Source organism: Seonamhaeicola maritimus (assembly GCF_008056315.1).
Taxonomy (GTDB): Bacteria; Bacteroidota; Bacteroidia; order Flavobacteriales; family Flavobacteriaceae; genus Seonamhaeicola; species Seonamhaeicola maritimus.
Genome location: NZ_VRKQ01000008.1, coordinates 187,353 through 204,766, shown reverse-complemented (window position 1 = coordinate 204,766; position 17,414 = coordinate 187,353). Strand labels below are relative to the sequence as shown.

13 protein-coding genes are annotated in these 17,414 nt (G+C 34.9%); 8 read left to right on the top strand and 5 right to left on the bottom strand.

What is annotated here, in order from left to right; all coding sequences use genetic code 11:
• Positions 1–28: 28 nt before the first annotated feature.
• The 4 genes from FUA22_RS00870 to FUA22_RS00855 are packed head-to-tail and all read left to right on the top strand — an operon-like array spanning position 29 to position 3,643.
• Positions 29–1,537, top strand: coding sequence for a sensor histidine kinase (locus FUA22_RS00870; protein ID WP_147765644.1), 1,509 nt, complete (start codon positions 29–31; stop codon positions 1,535–1,537).
• On the top strand, positions 1,530–2,213 hold the full coding sequence (locus tag FUA22_RS00865; RefSeq protein WP_147765642.1) for a response regulator transcription factor: 684 nt from the start codon (positions 1,530–1,532) through the stop codon (positions 2,211–2,213). Before FUA22_RS00870 ends, FUA22_RS00865 begins: the two co-directional genes overlap by 8 nt.
• A gap of 33 nt (positions 2,214–2,246) precedes the next feature.
• Positions 2,247–3,026, top strand: coding sequence for a hypothetical protein (locus FUA22_RS00860; RefSeq protein WP_147765640.1), 780 nt, complete (start codon positions 2,247–2,249; stop codon positions 3,024–3,026).
• Between the two features lie 2 nt (positions 3,027–3,028).
• Positions 3,029–3,643 carry a deoxynucleoside kinase gene (locus tag FUA22_RS00855; protein WP_147765638.1) on the top strand — a complete coding sequence of 205 codons (615 nt, stop codon included), beginning with the start codon at positions 3,029–3,031 and terminating at the stop codon, positions 3,641–3,643.
• 74 nt (positions 3,644–3,717) lie between these two features.
• On the opposite strand, the gene FUA22_RS00850 is transcribed toward FUA22_RS00855, so the two are convergent.
• A complete protein-coding gene (locus tag FUA22_RS00850) occupies positions 3,718–6,060 on the bottom strand; it encodes a sodium-translocating pyrophosphatase (RefSeq protein WP_147765636.1) in 2,343 nt (780 codons plus the stop codon).
• 130 nt (positions 6,061–6,190) lie between these two features.
• Positions 6,191–6,718, bottom strand: a complete 528-nt coding sequence (locus tag FUA22_RS00845; RefSeq protein ID WP_147765634.1) for an inorganic diphosphatase — start codon at positions 6,716–6,718, stop codon at positions 6,191–6,193.
• Between the two features lie 184 nt (positions 6,719–6,902).
• Here FUA22_RS00845 and FUA22_RS00840 point away from each other — a divergent pair, with 184 nt between their 5' ends.
• From FUA22_RS00840 to FUA22_RS00825, 4 genes are all read left to right on the top strand, one after another.
• Positions 6,903–9,137: a M1 family metallopeptidase gene (locus FUA22_RS00840; protein ID WP_147765632.1), complete on the top strand. Its 2,235-nt coding sequence runs from the start codon at positions 6,903–6,905 to the stop codon at positions 9,135–9,137.
• A 2-nt stretch (positions 9,138–9,139) separates the two neighbouring features.
• Complete coding sequence (locus FUA22_RS00835) at positions 9,140–10,564, top strand: sulfatase (protein ID WP_147765629.1); 1,425 nt, start codon at positions 9,140–9,142, stop codon at positions 10,562–10,564.
• 9 nt (positions 10,565–10,573) lie between these two features.
• The gene (locus tag FUA22_RS00830) at positions 10,574–11,740 is read left to right on the top strand and encodes a cytochrome-c peroxidase (RefSeq protein ID WP_147765627.1); all 1,167 of its coding nucleotides are present in this window, start codon (positions 10,574–10,576) and stop codon (positions 11,738–11,740) included.
• A 321-nt stretch (positions 11,741–12,061) separates the two neighbouring features.
• Positions 12,062–12,550, top strand: a complete 489-nt coding sequence (locus FUA22_RS00825; RefSeq protein WP_147765625.1) for a hypothetical protein — start codon at positions 12,062–12,064, stop codon at positions 12,548–12,550.
• Between the two features lie 90 nt (positions 12,551–12,640).
• Here the strand turns inward: FUA22_RS00825 and hutI are convergent, their stop codons facing one another.
• From hutI to hutH, 3 genes are read right to left on the bottom strand one after another with little or no spacing between them, the layout of a single operon-like run.
• Positions 12,641–13,870, bottom strand: a complete 1,230-nt coding sequence (hutI, locus tag FUA22_RS00820; protein WP_147765623.1) for an imidazolonepropionase — start codon at positions 13,868–13,870, stop codon at positions 12,641–12,643.
• A complete protein-coding gene (locus FUA22_RS00815; RefSeq protein WP_147765622.1) occupies positions 13,870–15,867 on the bottom strand; it encodes a urocanate hydratase in 1,998 nt (665 codons plus the stop codon). The genes hutI and FUA22_RS00815 overlap by 1 nt, the downstream gene beginning before the upstream one ends.
• Before the next feature lie 5 nt (positions 15,868–15,872).
• Positions 15,873–17,369, bottom strand: coding sequence for a histidine ammonia-lyase (gene hutH / locus FUA22_RS00810; RefSeq protein ID WP_147765621.1), 1,497 nt, complete (start codon positions 17,367–17,369; stop codon positions 15,873–15,875).
• Positions 17,370–17,414 lie beyond the last annotated feature (45 nt).

Sequence of the window (17,414 nt, the reverse complement as noted above, 5' to 3'; positions counted from 1 at the left end):
TCTTGATATTAACATATACTTTTGAAATATGAACGAGCAGAAATACAGATGGTTATTGTACGCAATTATAGCCGTAATTGTTTGCACTATTGGTATTCAGGTATTTTGGAATTACAAAAATTACCTTTCCAATAAGCATCAGCTTATAAATGATGTTCAAAGCAGTTTAGACAAATCTGTTGATGATTATTATGCCTTACTTGCTGAACGCACTACTATAGGTTTTGCTTTTGAAGGAAATAAAACAGATCATTTTTTTAAGGAAGGAAGTAAGTTTCAAAATTTTTTATCCCAAATTGAAGAATCTGAAAAAGAATTTAAAAACCTTGATAGTTTAGATGTATCGGGTCTTGAAGGCATTACAGTAGTAAGAGGAAAAAAGGTTGATTCTCTATTTGCTGAAATTAGTGTGGATACAGCAAAACACAAACATGATTCTATTATTCAGAAGTTTCATTATCCAAATAAGCTTGAGGATATTAAAATGCTTACCTCAAAAGTGGTTATATCAATTAATAACGACACCTTAGTTCTTAAAGAAGTAGATAGTCTTTTAAACATTGAATTAGAAAGAAAAAACATTGATATTAAATACAAACTTAGTTTTAAGAACGCCAAAGACAGTATTAAGCATTTTAACCGATTTAAAATACTTAAATCTCCTAATAGCAGTCATACTTTAAAAACGTTTTCAAAATCTACTTTTTTACCTGACGGAAGTGAATTAGAGATTAACTTTACCAATGAAACTAAAATTATTTTAAAACGCATTTTAGGTGGAATTTTGGCTTCATTATTATTAATACTTGCAGTTATTGGCTGTCTGTTTTATCTTTTAAAAATTATTAAACAACAAAAGCAGCTAGCCGAGGTTAAAAATGATTTAATAAGCAATATTACCCACGAATTTAAAACACCTATTGCTACTATTGGTGTTGCTATTGAAAGCATTAAAGATTTTAATGCTATTGAGGATAAAGAAAAAACCAAAACCTATTTAAATATGTCTAATCAGCAATTATCTAAATTGAATGTGATGGTTGAAAAACTATTAGAAACAGCTACTTTAGACAGTGATAGTTTAGAATTAAACAAAGAAGATTACAACCTAACTGAGCTTTTAGAGCAGATAGTTGAAAAGCATAAAATGCAAACCGAAATTAAAACAATTAGTTTTAATTCTGCTCCTGAAAATGTAATATCAAATGTTGATGCTTTTCATTTTGAAAATGCTTTAAATAATGTTTTAGATAATGCTATTAAATATGGCGGTGACAAAATTTTGGTTGAAATAACTCAGAACTCATCAAATATTTTAATTAATATTTCAGACAACGGAAACTACTTAACCAAAGCAAATAAGGAGAAAATTTTTGAGAAATTTTATAGAATCTCTAAAGGGAATACCCATGATATTAAAGGCTTTGGTATTGGCTTGTATTACACCAAAAAAATCATAGAAAAGCATAAGGGCTCCATTCATTTAGAATTGAATAATAAGTTAACTACATTTAAAATTTCAATTCCGAATGAGTAAACCAACCACCATACTTTTAGCAGAAGACGAACCAGCTTTGGGTTTGATTATTAAAGAAAGTTTAGAAACCAGAAACTTTAAGGTACTACTTTGTGATAATGGAGAAAAAGCTTTTGAAACCTATAAAACCAGTAGCCCCGAATTATTAGTATTAGATGTAATGATGCCAAAAAAGGATGGTTTTACTCTAGCTAAAGACATTAGAACTTTAGACGATACCATTCCTATTATTTTTTTAACTGCAAAATCACAAACCCAAGATGTTGTTGAAGGTTTTACTATTGGTGGCAATGACTACCTTAAAAAGCCTTTTAGTATGGAAGAGCTCATTGTTCGTATTAATAATTTGTTGAATAGAACAAAAGTTCAAAAAGAGTCAGACATTCTTCAAGTTGGAGACTATGCTTTTAACTTTCCAAAGCAAACACTTCAATTTAAAATAGAATCACCCCAACAACTTACCCATAGAGAAGCCCATTTATTATTTCATTTAATTAAGAACAAAAACCAAGTATTAGACCGTTCTATTATCCTCAAAAAACTCTGGGGGAATGATGACTTTTTCAGTGCACGAAGCATGGATGTATTCATCACCAAACTTAGAAAAAAACTAAATTCAGACGAAAACTTGCAAATCATTAACATTCGCGGATATGGTTATAAATTAATTTGCTAAAACTGGTTTGATTTTTGTATTTTTCAAGTCAGCATGAAGTACAAAATAGTCTTTTTTATATTATTCCCACTATCAATATACACTCAAAATAGTATTGAGTCTTCTTTGATTAAATCGACCGATTTTAAATCTGCTAAGATAGTGTCTGTTGATAATTTTGGAACCGTCTATTATTTACAATACAACACCTTCTATAAAAAGAGTTCTGACAAAACAATATCATATAATAATTTACAATTAGGTGATGTAACTTCGGCTAATGCTTTTAACCCTTTAAAGATTAATCTCTTTTATAAAGATTTTAATACCGTTATAATTTTAGATAATCGATTAGCAGAAATCTTCAAAATTGATTTTAATACCATTCAACCATATAAAAATATCACTCATATTTCTGCTGGGTTTGATAATACACTTTGGGTTTTTAATCAAGACAATCAACAATTAGAATTATACAATTACAAAAGCGGTAAAACTCAAGCACGCTCATTACCTATTCAAAGCAAAATACTGGATTTAAAAAGCAATTATAACAGTGTCTGGTTACTTACCCAAAAATCTATTTATCAGTATAATTACTTTGGAAATTTAATTAAAAAAATGAAAAATGAGGGCTTTTCAGAATTAGCTGAAAACAATGGGAATATTGTTTTAAAGAAAGACAATAGCTTATATTTTCTAAAAAAAGATTCAGAATTAACAACGCCAATTGAAATACCAAATTTGTTGATAAATCAGTTTTTTGTAACCAATGAAACCTTGTATATTTACCAGAATCAAAAACTACAACAATTCCAATTAAAAATTAATTAAGTATGCATATTGCGATTGCCGGAAATATTGGCGCTGGAAAGACTACCCTAACTAAATTACTAGCAAAACATTATAAATGGGAAGCCCAATTAGAAGATGTTGTAGACAATCCGTATTTAGATGATTTTTACAATCAAATGGAACGTTGGAGTTTTAACCTTCAGGTGTATTTCTTGAATAGTAGATTTCGTCAAGTTTTACAAATACGTCAAAGTGGCAAAGACATCATTCAAGATAGAACTATTTATGAGGATGCACATATTTTTGCTCCCAATTTACACGCCATGGGTTTAATGACCAACCGTGATTTTGAGAATTACAGCTCTCTTTTTGAATTAATGGAATCGCTTGTTCAAGGGCCAGACTTATTGATTTATTTAAGGAGTTCAATTCCTAATTTGGTTAAACAAATTCACAAACGTGGTCGTGATTATGAAAACTCTATCAGTATTGATTATTTAAGCCGATTAAATGAACGCTATGAAGCTTGGATACACGGTTACACTAAAGGTAAATTAGTAATCATTGATGTAGACAATTTAGATTTTGTTGACAACCCTGAAGACTTAGGACAAGTCATAAATACTATTGACGCTGAAATTCACGGATTGTTTTAATCCCGAAAATTATATAATAAAAAAACCACGCTTTTAGCGTGGTTTTTTTATTTAGTTAGTTTTAGTTTAGAAAATTAACCCTTCTTTATAGCTTCAATATTTGCTTTTACTTCAGCTTCAGTTCCTTCAAAAGTTTCATACGCTGTAGACTCTTCCCCGTTTTCAATAGTTACCATAGTAACAACAGCTTTTACAGTTCCATCATCATTATTAGTCATATTCACTTTTATTTCTTTAGAAACCTCAACCATTTCAACATCAGTTGAGCTATCGTTATAAGCTTGAACTGCTTCATCTGAAACTAAACTAGGTGCAATTACTAAAGCAACTACACTCATTAATTTCAATAAGATATTTAATGAAGGACCTGAAGTATCTTTAAATGGATCACCCACAGTATCGCCTACTACAGCAGCTTTATGAGCCTCCGTTCCTTTTCTACCTTGCTCTTCTATCATCTTTTTAGCGTTATCCCAAGCACCACCAGCATTAGACTGGAAAATAGCCATCAACACACCACAAGTAGTAACACCTGCTAAAAGACCTCCTAACATTTCAGCACCACCAATAAAACCAACAGCAACTGGAACTGCTAAAGCTAATAATCCAGGTAATACCATTTCTCTAATAGATGCATTTGTAGAAATTTCAACACATTTATCATACTCAGCATAACCATCAGCTTCATCAAATATTTTTCTATCAGCTTCAGTGGCTTTTGTCATATCAGAATCATACTTACGCATAATCTCTAATGCCGCTTTCAATTGAGGAATATCTTTAAATTGACGACGTACCTCTTCAATCATAGCCATAGCAGCTCTACCAACAGCTTTCATAGATAAAGCTGAAAAAACAAATGGTAACATACCACCAATTAATAAACCTGCCATAATATCTGGTTGAGACACATCAATTGCCGTTACACCTGCAGTTTTCATAAAGGCAGCAAATAAAGCTAAAGCCGTTAATGCAGCAGAAGCAATTGCAAATCCTTTACCAATAGCAGCCGTTGTATTACCCACTGCATCTAATTTATCTGTACGCTCTCTTACTTCGCTTGGTAATTCAGCCATTTCAGCAATACCACCAGCATTATCAGAAATTGGTCCGTAAGCATCAACAGCCAATTGAATTCCTGTATTTGCTAACATTCCTACTGCTGCAATAGCAATACCATATAAACCGGCAAAGTAATGAGATACTAAAATAGCTCCGGCAATTAATATAATAGGACCTGCAGTAGACATCATACCTACTCCTAATCCTGCAATTATATTTGTTGCAGAACCCGTTTCCGATTGTTTTACAATGGAGTTTACAGGTATTGTACCTGTTCCTGTATAAAATTCAGTTATTTTTCCAACACCAAATCCGGCAATTAAACCAGCAAGTACTGCCCAAAACACACCCATAGAACCAGAAGGTAATCCTTCTATTTGTTCTGGAAGCATTGCTCCAATAATAAAGTAAGCAGCAATAACCATTAATGCACCAGAACCAAACTCACCTAAGTTTAATGCTTTATGCGGAGAACCGCCATCTTTAACTTTTACAAAGAAGGTTCCTATTATTGACATTATTATACCAACTGCCGCTAATACCAATGGCAAGTATACAGCACCTAAACCACCAAAGTCTGGTGTAAATATAAATGCTCCAAGAACCATTGTACCAATTATAGATCCAACGAACGATTCAAATAAATCAGCCCCCATTCCAGCAACATCTCCAACGTTATCACCTACATTATCTGCAATAGTAGCAGGATTTAATGGGTGATCTTCAGGAATACCAGCTTCTACCTTTCCTACTAAATCTGCACCTACATCGGCTGCTTTAGTATAAATACCACCACCAACACGGGCAAATAATGCAATAGATGAAGCTCCTAATGAAAATCCAGATAATACATTAAGCACCATTGGAATATTTTCAGAACCTGGCCACATCATTTGGTAAATCATAAATAAACCACTTAAACCAAGTACTCCTAAGCCAACAACTCCTAATCCCATAACAGAACCACCAGCAAAGGCAACTTCTAATGCCTTTCCTAAAGAAGTTCTAGCCGCATTAGTTGTTCTAACATTTGCCTTTGTAGCTACACGCATTCCAATAAACCCAGCTAAAGCTGAACATATAGCTCCAACAACAAAAGATACCGCAACCATTCCGTGAGATCCTTCTTCTGAATTACCCTTAAAGAATAATAAGATAGCAACAGCCACAACAAAAATTGCCAAAATTTTGTATTCAGCTTTTAAGAAAGACATGGCGCCATCTGCAATGTGTTTTGCAATTTTTGCCATTTTTTCATTACCTACTTCTTGCTTAGAAACCCAAACATTTTTTACAAAAACAAATAATAATGCCAAGACTCCAAAAAGAGGTAAAAAATCTACTATATACTTCATATTTTATTTAGTTAGTTATTAATTATATTTTTTTTGAGGCGCTAAAAATAGGAAAATTAAAGTGATAAAAAAAGCCATCCTAAATTTAAGATGGCTCAATTTTTATACTGGTATTTTGCGAATCTAATAATTAGATAACAAACGTACGCTTTTTCTTGTGCTCACTATCTTCATAGCGTTTTACACATTGGTGGTAAATCTTAATCGCTTCCTCAGCATTTCCCCAACCGCCAACATCTACTTTTTTCTCTTCTAAATCTTTATAAACCTGGAAAAAATGTTCTATTTCTTTTAATCTATGAGGGTTTAAATGTGAGATATCTGCCCTGTGACTCCAAACGGGGTCTGATACAGGAACACAAATAATCTTCTCATCTGGCCCTTTTTCATCGGTCATATGAAATACACCAACCGGTCTTACTTCCATCACTACCATAGGGTAAGAAGGCTCAGTTGACAGTACTAATACATCTAAAGGATCTTGATCTAAAGCCAATGTCTCAGGAATAAAACCATAATCACCCGGATACATCATAGATGAAAACAAAGTACGATCAAAACGAATTTTATTCAGTGTAAAATCATACTCATATTTATTTCTACTCCCTTTAGGTATTTCTATTAAAACATCAAATGTTAAGTCTTTTTTCTTAGCCATATATTTCTCTATTTTAAGCTGCAAAGGTACTGAACCCTTTGACCTTTAACAACAATAAATTCTCACATTTAAGCCTTTTTACAAAAGCATAACCATATGTTAATTTATAAAGGGTATTCGCAAAAATAACTATCGAGAATTGCTATATTGTGAGCAATTCTTGAATCTGACTAACTCAATTATTATGCGAATTTCAATATCATTATTATTTTCACTATTCCTTTTATTCAATATAGGTGCACAAACACAGCCCTGGCAAGGTAAGTTTGAACCTATAGATAATATGATTTCTCCACCCAACACCTACAGAACAGCAAGTGGTGCTCCTGGAAAAGATTATTGGCAACAACGGGCTGATTACAAAATTAAAGCCGAATTAGACGAAGCAAACAATACCCTTTCTGGGGAGGAAACCATCACTTATTACAACAATTCTCCAGATGATTTAAGTTATTTATGGATTCAGCTTGAGCAAAATGTAAATAAAAAGGGCAATGAAGATTTTGGTTCTATAAATAATAATATTACAGATGGCATGAGTGCCCGCCAAATGCAATTCCTTACAAGAGCTATCAACTTTCCAGCTGGTTACACCATTAAATATGTGAAAGATGAAGGTGATAACAACTTAAAAACTATGGTAAACAATACCATGATGAAAGTTAAGCTTAATCAACCTCTGAAATCTGGAGAATCAACTGTTTTGAGCATTGCTTGGTCCTATCATATCACAGACCGCAGTATGTATTTGCTTTCTAGAGAAGGCTACGAATATTTCCCTGAAGATGACAATACGGTTTACTTAATTGCCCATTGGTTTCCAAGAATGGCGGTTTATAATGATACTGAAGGTTGGCAAAATCAGCAGTTTCAAAAATTAGGAGAATTTGCATTAGAATTTGGAGATTATGAGGTTGAAATCACCGTACCTTCAGATCATGCTGTCGCATCTACTGGGGCTTTACAAAATCCAGAATCGGTTTTAACAAAAAAACAAAGGAATCGATTGAAAGAGGCCGAAAAATCATTTGACAAACCCGTAATGATTATTACCAAAGAAGAAGCCCTAATCAACGAAAAAGAAAAATCAAACAAGAAAAAAACTTGGAAATTTAAAGCTGAAAATGTTCGTGATTTTGCCTTCGCATCATCTAGAAAATTCCTTTGGGATGCTCAAAACGTAAAATTACCAACCAACACGGTTATGGCTATGTCATTTTACCCTAAAGAAGGCTTACCCGTTTGGAAAGAAGAATCTACCAAAGCCATTATGCATGCTTTAGAAGTTTATTCCGAAGCTACTTTTGACTACCCATACCCTGTTTGTATCTCCGTAAACACATCTAATATTGGCATGGAATTTCCAATGATTAGTTTTAATGGTGGGCGTCCAAAAAATGGCAAAATGAGTAATGGTGCTAAAGCGGGAATGATAGGAACTATTATTCATGAAGTGGGGCATAATTGGTTCCCAATGATTATAAGTTCAGACGAACGTAAATGGATGTGGATGGATGAAGGACTAAACACCTTTCTTCACCAAAGAACTGTTGCAGAAAGATATCCAGATTTTAACAGTACCACTCCTAATAGCATTGTTCCCTTTATGAGTGGTGATAAAAATATCTTGCGTCCAATCATGACAACTTCAGATAGCGAACTAATGAGTCAGTTTGGAGCTAATTTTTATTTAAAACCAACCGTTGGTTTACAAATGCTTAGAAATTCTATCATAGGAAAAGAATTATTTGATGAGGCATTCAAGGAATATGCTAACCGTTGGAAATACAAACACCCAAATCCAGGAGATTTATTCAGAACCCTAGAAGATGCCACCGCCGTTGACTTAGATTGGTTTTATAGAGGGTGGTTTTTTACTACCGACAATGTTGACATGGAGTTAAGTGACGTAAAATGGTTTAAGGTTTACGAAGAGCATAGTAATATTGAAGACCAAAATCAATCTGCCAAATTAAAAATTGAAGCAGACGGGAAAAGCACTGAAGCTTCAGCCAAAGATTTTTCTAACGGGCCAAAAACTATTAATATGACCTCAACACCAGATGCTTCATATGGCGGTTTTTTATCAAGACTTGATGAGTCTGAGGTTAGAAAACAACTATCTGGCAAAAATATTTATGAAGTTACTATTAAAAATAAAGGCGGATTAGTAATGCCTGTAACAATTGAATGGGTTTTTGCTGATGGCACAAAAGCAATAGACCGATTACCAGCCGAAATTTGGCGAAGAAATGAATACGAAATCAAACACACTTTTGTTAAAGAAAAGGAAGTGTCAAAAGTTAATTTAGACCCTAATTTTGAATTTGCTGACACCAATACTAAAAATAATAGTTTTCCAAAAGTTGAAACAGCATCAGATTTTGAGAAGTTTAAAAACAAGCAGTCCGGAAATTAATTATGCAGAAATACGTTCTAACTCTAATCCTCCTGTTAATAGTTCTTTCATCGTGTACTAAAAAAAAGCAAAATTTCGTATTCATATTAGTTGACGATTTAGGTTGGACAGATTTAGGCTATTCCGGAAGTTCCTTTTATGAATCTCCAAATATTGACGCCTTATGTAAGGAAAGCATTCAATTTACAAACGCCTATGCATCGGCCTCTATTTGTTCTCCAACCAGAGCCGCTATTATGACCGGAAAACACCCTGCAAGATTGAATATAACCGATTGGATTCCAGGATTTGTTCCTAAAACAACTGAAAAACTTGTTGGACCAGACATTTTAAACGAATTACCACTTAAAGAAACTACCATAGCTAAAGCTTTTAAAACCCATGGATACAAGACCTTTTTCGCTGGAAAATGGCACTTGGGTGATGAAGGCTATTATCCTGAAGAACAAGGGTTCGATATTAATATAGGCGGACATCATAAAGGAAGTCCTCCCGGAGGTTATTACTCACCTTATAAAAACCCTAAAATCTCTGACGGCCCAAAAGGAGAATATTTAACCGATAGGTTAACAAATGAAACTATCAATTTTATAGAATCTGTGGATAATGACCCATTTCTTTTATACTTGAGTTATTACACGGTTCACACCCCTATTCAAGCCAACAAACAATATGTTGAGAAGTTTAAAAATATAAAACTATCAGAGCCTGATTTTCGAGAAGAAGGAAGAGGTGTCACAACGCTAAAACAACATAATGCTGATTACGCTTCTATGGTGTATGCTCTGGATAAAAACATTGGAAAACTGGTTGCCAAATTGAAAGAACAAGAATTATATGATAACACAACATTGATTTTTACTTCGGATAATGGTGGGCTATCAACCGTTTTAAATACAGGCAAAAGAAAAGGCCCTACCTCTATAGAACCCTTAAGAGCAGGAAAAGGCTGGTTATATGAAGGAGGCATAAGGGTGCCATTATTAATTAAACCTTCTCATTATGCGGTTAAAGACAAAGTTATTAATGAACCTGTTGTAAGCCATGATTTTTTTCCCACTTTGCTCTCCATGGCAGACATAGAAATTGATGCAACCATAGAAATTGATGGTGTAGATTTGAGCCCTATTTTAGTTAACAATGGCCCTATTGAAAGAAAAGAAATCTTCTGGCATTATCCGCATTACCACGGTAGTGGTTGGGCACCGGGAGCCGCTATCCGTCAAGGTGATTGGAAATTAATTGAGTTTTATGATTCTGAAACTTTAGAATTGTATAATTTAAAAGATGATATTTCCGAAACAAACGATTTATCATTAAAAGAACCTGAAAAAGTAATAGCTTTACAAAACAGATTACATAACCTTCAGAAATCTGTAAATGCAAAGTACCCGAGCTCAAACCCGGATTATAAAGCTGAAAAGTAGCTTGAATTTATGTTTAAGAAAATTGTTTTAATCGGTTTAATCTCATTTTGTTTTTTCAATTGCAAAAACAAGAAAAACACATTGGTTGAAATTGCTCAAACTAAAGTAAGGGTAAGTGCCTTACCAAAAACTATTAAATCACCTAACAACAACCCAACCACCAAGGAGAAAGTAGACTTGGGAAGGTTATTGTTTTTTGACCCCATTTTATCTGGCAATAAAGACGTAGCCTGTGCTACCTGTCACCATCCAAAAAATGGATACGCTGAGTTTAGAGACATTTCCATTGGTGTTAATGGTCAAGGTTTTGGAAACAAGAGAGAATTCAAACAACCAAACGATATTCCCTTTGTAAAACGAAATGCACATACCGTTTTAAATACTGCTTATAACGGCATCAACATGTCTAATCATTATAGTCCAGAAGACGCACCTATGTTTTGGGACTCCAGAGTGAATAGTTTAGAAGATCAAGCTTTAGAACCTATTAAGGCTTTAGAAGAAATGCGCGGAACACATTTTTCGGATACCGAAATACTTAACGAAGTAGTTAAACGCCTAAAAGCTATCCCGGAATATCAAACCTTGTTTGAAAATGTGTTTGAAGAAGATGAGCCCATTGCTTCTGAAAATATTGGAAAAGCCATTGCTGCATACGAAAGAACGTTAGTTACCAATAATTCAGATTTTGACAAATACATGCGTGGTGATGAATCCGCTATTTCATTAGCAGAAAAAGAAGGGTTTGAACTCTTTAAAAAAGTAGGCTGTATAAATTGTCATAACGGACCCATGTTTTCTGATTTTAAAATGCATGTATTGAGTGTACCTGAAAATAAAAAACTAGATAGTATTGATACTGGGTTCGAAGCACAATTTGCTTTTAGAACCCCCACCCTAAGAAACCTCAGATTCACCGCACCCTATATGCACAATGGCACTTTGGCTTCACTAGAAAAAGTATTGGAATTTTACGAAGATCTGAGTTTTAAAAAATCTAGAAATCCGCATATTGAAACAACCCAAATTGATACTCTGGCTCAAAACCTTACGGTAAAGGTTAAAGACATGTCACTTATCATTTCATTCTTAAACACATTGAATGATGATACTTTTGACAAGACTGTTCCTGAACATGTCCCTAGCGGTTTGCAAGTTGGGGGTGATATTGATTGATTTGAATGCAATCTTTTTATCGTTGATACTAGAGTAAGAACAAACAAGTTACTGAGCTATATTAGGGTTGGGATTTAAAGAAATAAAACAATGGTATACTGACTATAGGTAATTGGTTGTTCTCACTTACTTCTGAAAATCCTTCGGATATTCCCAAAGTTTGTTTTCTATTTACTAATTTAGTGCTAGTCAAGGCAACTGACCAAAACACAAATACGTTGCACCCAATTTGATAATTTATGAATAATAATCATTTAAAACCATGTGATAAAAAAATTAAATTATCTTCCCTTATACATCATAAACTTAAAAAACACCCTTATGAAATACTTTAAGATCTTTGCTATATTATTATTCAGTTTTGTCATTTCTTTCTATTCCTGTAATGAAAAATCTAAAAAACCAAAACAAGAAACTGTAAAATCATTAAAAGTTTCAGATCCCACCGCCCCCCTAAATGCTACAACTCCTAAACCAGCAAATGCTGAGCCCTCTCAAAATGAAAGAGGAGTCTGGCACTATACCTGCCTCAAAGGTTGTGCTGGAGGTGCTGGGTCAGCTGTTAATTGCGGTAATTGCGGAAGTCTTTTAGTTCATAACTCAATTTATCACTCTAATTCTAATAGCACTCCAACTTCTTCTTCTCCTTACGCTATTCCTCCTAATTCCCCAGTTTCCAATCCTAGCCAAAATACAGCTGGAGTATGGCATTACACCTGTGGTAAAGGATGTGTTGGAGGATCTGGAACTGCTGGCAATTGTGGAACATGCGGTGGCACCTTGGCTCATAATGCAGCTTATCACCAGTAAAACATAAATTGTTTCTAGAATAATTTACTTATAAAACTACATATAACAGTGTATAAAAAAAATACTTAAGTTTAATCCTAAACCAAAAGGTTAATCTTCACCTGCCAAAAAAATACTTTCAATATGATTCTCGCCAAAACTATAAGGGATAAAACCAAAAGAGTTTATTGGTTTTGTTAAAATTAAATTAGCTAGTTTGCCGTTAGTAATAGAACCTACTTTATCCTGTAATCCCATGGCGTAAGCACCATTAATAGTAGAAGCATTAATAGCTTCTTCGGGCGTCATTTTCATTTTTACACAAGCCGTAGATACCACAAAGTTCATATTACCTGATGGTGCGGAACCGGGATTATAATCCGTAGCTAATGCTAACGGTAAACCTGCATCAATTATCCTACGCGCTGGTGTATATGGAATGCTCAAAAAATAAGAACAACCTGGTAAAGCTACAGGCATGGTTTGAGAACCCCTTAGAGCCTCTATGTCAACATCTCGCATTTCTTCCAAATGGTCAACAGATAAAGCATTATGTTTTACACCGGCCTGTACACCACCTATAGCTGTAAATTGATTGACATGAATTTTAGGTGTAAATCCGTATTGCTTTCCTGCTTCTAAAATACGGTTGGTATCTTCCACCGAAAAGTAGCCCGTTTCACAAAACACATCAATGTATTCGGCTAGATTTTCTTTGGCAACTATTGGCAAAATTGCCTCAATTACATAATCTATGTAATCAGAAGTATTCTTAAATTCTTTAGGTAACGCATGTGCCCCCAGAAAAGTAGCTTTAATTTCTATGGAATAGTTCTCTTTTAAACGTTTAATCACTCGTAGCATTTTTAATTCAGCTTCTAAGGTTAACCCATAACCCGATTTTATTTCCACTGCACCAGTTCCCAACTTGATAATTTCTTCTAGTCTTACTTTACTTTGATTATATAAATCATCCTCAGACGTCTCTTGCAGTGTTTTAGCAGAATTTAAAATACCACCTCCTCTATTGGCTATTTCTTCATATGTCAACCCATTAATTCTATCAACAAATTCACTTTCTCGGTTTCCGGCATAAACCATATGTGTATGTGAATCACACCAAGCAGGCATTACCATTTTTCCAGTACAATCAATAACTTCGTCAAAATTACTGCTAGGACAATCACGCATACTTCCAAAATCTGAAATCAAACCATTTTCAACTAGTAAAAAAGCATCTTTAATTGTAGGTATAATGTTCATCTCTTTACCTGAAACAAACTTGACCGGTTCAGTTCTTACCTGAAGCAATTCTTTTATATTCTTAAAAAGGGTAGCCATTAAAACAGATTATTTAGAATAGTATCATCTACTAAATTAGGTAAAGTTACCTTTAAATTTGGTGTTCTTTCCATTTCTCGTTTAATTGCGAATATGGCTTCATCATTTCTTGCCCAACTTCTGCGTGCTATTCCATTATTTACATCATAAAACAACATGCTCTTCAAGCGTTCTTCTGCTTCTTTGCTCCCGTCTAAAACCATACCGAAACCACCATTGATGACTTCGCCCCAACCAACGCCACCACCATTGTGGATAGACACCCAAGTAGCACCTCTAAAGCTATCACCAATAACATTATGAATGGCCATGTCCGCGGTAAACCTACTGCCATCATAAATATTAGAGGTTTCCCTAAAAGGTGAATCAGTTCCACTTACATCATGGTGATCTCTACCCAAAACTACTAGCCCAATCTTACCTTCAGCGATAGCCTTATTAAAAGCTTGTGCAATTTTTGAGCGTCCTTCGGCATCAGCATATAAAATTCGAGCCTGAGATCCCACCACCATTTTGTTGTTTTTTGCGTCTTTTATCCAAGTGATATTGTCTTGCATTTGCAATTGAATTTGCTCAGGTGAATTCTCCATAATTTCCTGGAGCACGCAGGCAGCAATAGCATCGGTAGCGTCTAAATCTTCAGACTTTCCAGATAAACACACCCAACGGAATGGCCCAAAACCATAATCAAAACACATGGGTCCTAAAATATCTTGTACATATGATGGGTATTTAAAATCGATGCCATTTTCAGCCATCACATCGGCTCCCGCTCTGGAAGCTTCTAATAAAAAAGCATTACCATAATCAAAGAAATACGTTCCTCTGGCTGTATGTTTATTTATGGCATGGGCATGTCTTTTTAGAGATTCCTGAACTTTTTGTTTAAAAGCTTCCGGTTCTTCACTAATCAATCGGTTTGACTCTTCATAAGACACATCAACTGGATAATAACCACCGGTCCATGGGATATGTAACGAGGTTTGATCTGACCCCACATGAATAAAAATATCGTCTTCATAAAAACGCTCCCAAACCTCAACAACGTTTCCAATATAGGCTATTGAAACGACTTCATTTTTGGATTGAGCCTTTTTTACACGAGTTACTAAATCGTCTAAATTATCCACCAACACATCTACCCAACCTTGCTCACAACGTTTAGTTGCTGCTTTAGGATTCACCTCTGCAGCAATGGTAATACAACCGGCAATATTTCCTGCTTTAGGTTGCGCGCCACTCATGCCTCCTAACCCAGCTGTTAAGAAGATTTTACCGTTGGAATTTTCATCTTTATTTAGAATTTTTCGGAAGGCATTCATAACCGTAATAGTTGTTCCGTGTACAATCCCTTGCGGACCAATATACATAAACGAACCCGCTGTCATTTGCCCGTATTGCGTTACACCTAAAGCATTGAATTTTTCCCAATCGTCTGGTTTTGAATAATTAGGAATCATCATACCATTTGTCACTACTACTCTGGGTGCATTTTTAGACGAAGGAAACAATCCCATAGGATGACCAGAATACATATGTAGCGTTTGGTCTTCTGTCATAGTAGCTAAATATTGCATCACTAACAAATATTGCGCCCAATTTTGAAACACAGCCCCATTGCCTCCATACGTAATCAATTCTTCTGGATGTTGCGCCACAGCAGGATCCAAATTATTCTGAATCATAACCATAATAGCAGCTGCTTGCAAGGATTTAGCTGGGTACTCCGAAATGGGTCGCGCATATATTTTATAATCAGGTTTAAACCTGTACATATATATTCTACCAAATTCTTTTAACTCATTGGCGAATTCTTCGGCAAGTTCGTTATGCCAACTTTTAGGAAAGTAACGCAGCGCATTTCTAATAGCCAATTGCTTTTCTTCTACTGTTAAAATATCCTTTCTTTTTGGCGCTCTGTTGGCATCTTTAGGATATGCTTTTTTTGTTGGTAGCGCCTTTGGGATGCCTTGTAATATCTGTTCTTGAAATGTCATAAGGCCTATCTTAAATTAAACGCTTGGGTTCTTACCAGTTCAATCATAGCATCTATATCTGCCTTTAAGGCTCTATCATCTTCTAACTTTGGAACCTTACTTCTGATAATTCTGAAGTTGTCCTCTATAATATCTGAAAATGTATTAGGTCTTCTAAACTCTAAAGCCTGGGCTCCATACATCAATTCTATGGCCAATATTTTTTCTAAGTTCCCAAGAATTTGATTAAACTTTCTACTGGAAATACTACCCATAGACACATGATCTTCTTGCCCTAAAGAGGTTGGTATACTATCTGCCGATGACGGAAAGCACAATGATTTATTTTCTGAAACCAAAGCTGCTGTGGTATACTGAGGAATCATAAACCCAGAATTTAATCCACCTCCACCAGTGGTTAATAATCTTGGCAAACCGTACTTACCTTCAAGTAATAAATAACACCTTCTATCGGCAATATTCCCCAATTCTGCTGCGGCCACTGAACAATAATCTAATGCCATTGCTAACGGTTGCCCGTGAAAATTACCGCCAGATATAGCTTCGGTTTCACTTAATACAATGGGGTTATCTGTTACCGAATTCATTTCTATTTCAGCCAATTCACTTAAATGATAATACGCATTTCTTGAAGCTCCATGCACTTGAGGAATGCAACGCATAGAATAAGGATCTTGAACGCGCCCACAATTTTCATGAGAATCTACGTTTTGAGACCTATAAAGCAACATAAACATACGTTCTGCTACTTCAATTGTGCCTTTATATGGCCTTATTCTATGAAGTTCATCTTTAAATGGCGAAAAACTTCCTTGATACCCTTCAATGCTCATAGCACCGGCAACGTCAGCCATATCTAATAAGTATTGCATTTTATTTAGACCAACTATGGTATGTGCCAAAATGAATTGGGTTCCATTAATTAAGCCAAGTCCTTCTTTAGCATGAAGTTCAATGGGTTTAACCCCATGCTGTTCCAAAACTATTGCAGCTGGTTTTATATCATCATCAACCCAAAATTCACCGGCACCAATTAATGGTAAAAACAAATGGGATAAAGGCGCTAAATCTCCAGACGCCCCAACTGAACCTTGTTCTGGCACTACAGGCACTAAATCATTTTCAATAAAATAAATAATACGCTTAATCAGTTCTAATCGAACGCCAGAAAATCCTTGACATAATGCGTGCACCTTGCATATCATCATAATTTTAGACAACTTTTTATCAATTGGATTTCCAACCCCAACAGCATGTGTCAGCAACAAATTCCTCTGTAATGTCTTGGTTTCTTCTGGAGTAATCTGCACTTCACAAAGAGGACCAAAACCTGTATTAATACCATAAACAGGCTTATCACCGTTCGCCATATCTTCCACCTTCTGCCTACAGGCCAACACTTTTTCCTTGGCTTCCGAAGTAATTTCAGCCACAAGTTTACCATTCGCTATATCCAAGACTTTATCTACCGTAAGTGTATCAATTCCGTATTTAAAACTCATAATCTATGTTCATTTTCTTCCCTCAAAGTTATTCTTAAATTTAAT

Excerpts from the sequence above, each read along its gene's own strand:
- hutI (WP_147765623.1), bottom strand. The coding sequence starts at position 13,870 with ATGGCTACCCTTTTTAAGAATATAAAAGAATTGCTTCAGGTAAGAACT.
- FUA22_RS00825 (WP_147765625.1), top strand. The coding sequence starts at position 12,062 with ATGAAATACTTTAAGATCTTTGCTATATTATTATTCAGTTTTGTCATT.
- FUA22_RS00815 (WP_147765622.1), bottom strand. The coding sequence starts at position 15,867 with ATGACATTTCAAGAACAGATATTACAAGGCATCCCAAAGGCGCTACCA.
- FUA22_RS00835 (WP_147765629.1), top strand. The coding sequence starts at position 9,140 with ATGCAGAAATACGTTCTAACTCTAATCCTCCTGTTAATAGTTCTTTCA.
- FUA22_RS00855 (WP_147765638.1), top strand. The coding sequence starts at position 3,029 with ATGCATATTGCGATTGCCGGAAATATTGGCGCTGGAAAGACTACCCTA.
- FUA22_RS00860 (WP_147765640.1), top strand. The coding sequence starts at position 2,247 with ATGAAGTACAAAATAGTCTTTTTTATATTATTCCCACTATCAATATAC.
- FUA22_RS00865 (WP_147765642.1), top strand. The coding sequence starts at position 1,530 with ATGAGTAAACCAACCACCATACTTTTAGCAGAAGACGAACCAGCTTTG.
- FUA22_RS00840 (WP_147765632.1), top strand. The coding sequence starts at position 6,903 with ATGCGAATTTCAATATCATTATTATTTTCACTATTCCTTTTATTCAAT.
- FUA22_RS00830 (WP_147765627.1), top strand. The coding sequence starts at position 10,574 with ATGTTTAAGAAAATTGTTTTAATCGGTTTAATCTCATTTTGTTTTTTC.
- FUA22_RS00850 (WP_147765636.1), bottom strand. The coding sequence starts at position 6,060 with ATGAAGTATATAGTAGATTTTTTACCTCTTTTTGGAGTCTTGGCATTA.
- hutH (WP_147765621.1), bottom strand. The coding sequence starts at position 17,369 with ATGAGTTTTAAATACGGAATTGATACACTTACGGTAGATAAAGTCTTG.
- FUA22_RS00870 (WP_147765644.1), top strand. The coding sequence starts at position 29 with ATGAACGAGCAGAAATACAGATGGTTATTGTACGCAATTATAGCCGTA.
- FUA22_RS00845 (WP_147765634.1), bottom strand. The coding sequence starts at position 6,718 with ATGGCTAAGAAAAAAGACTTAACATTTGATGTTTTAATAGAAATACCT.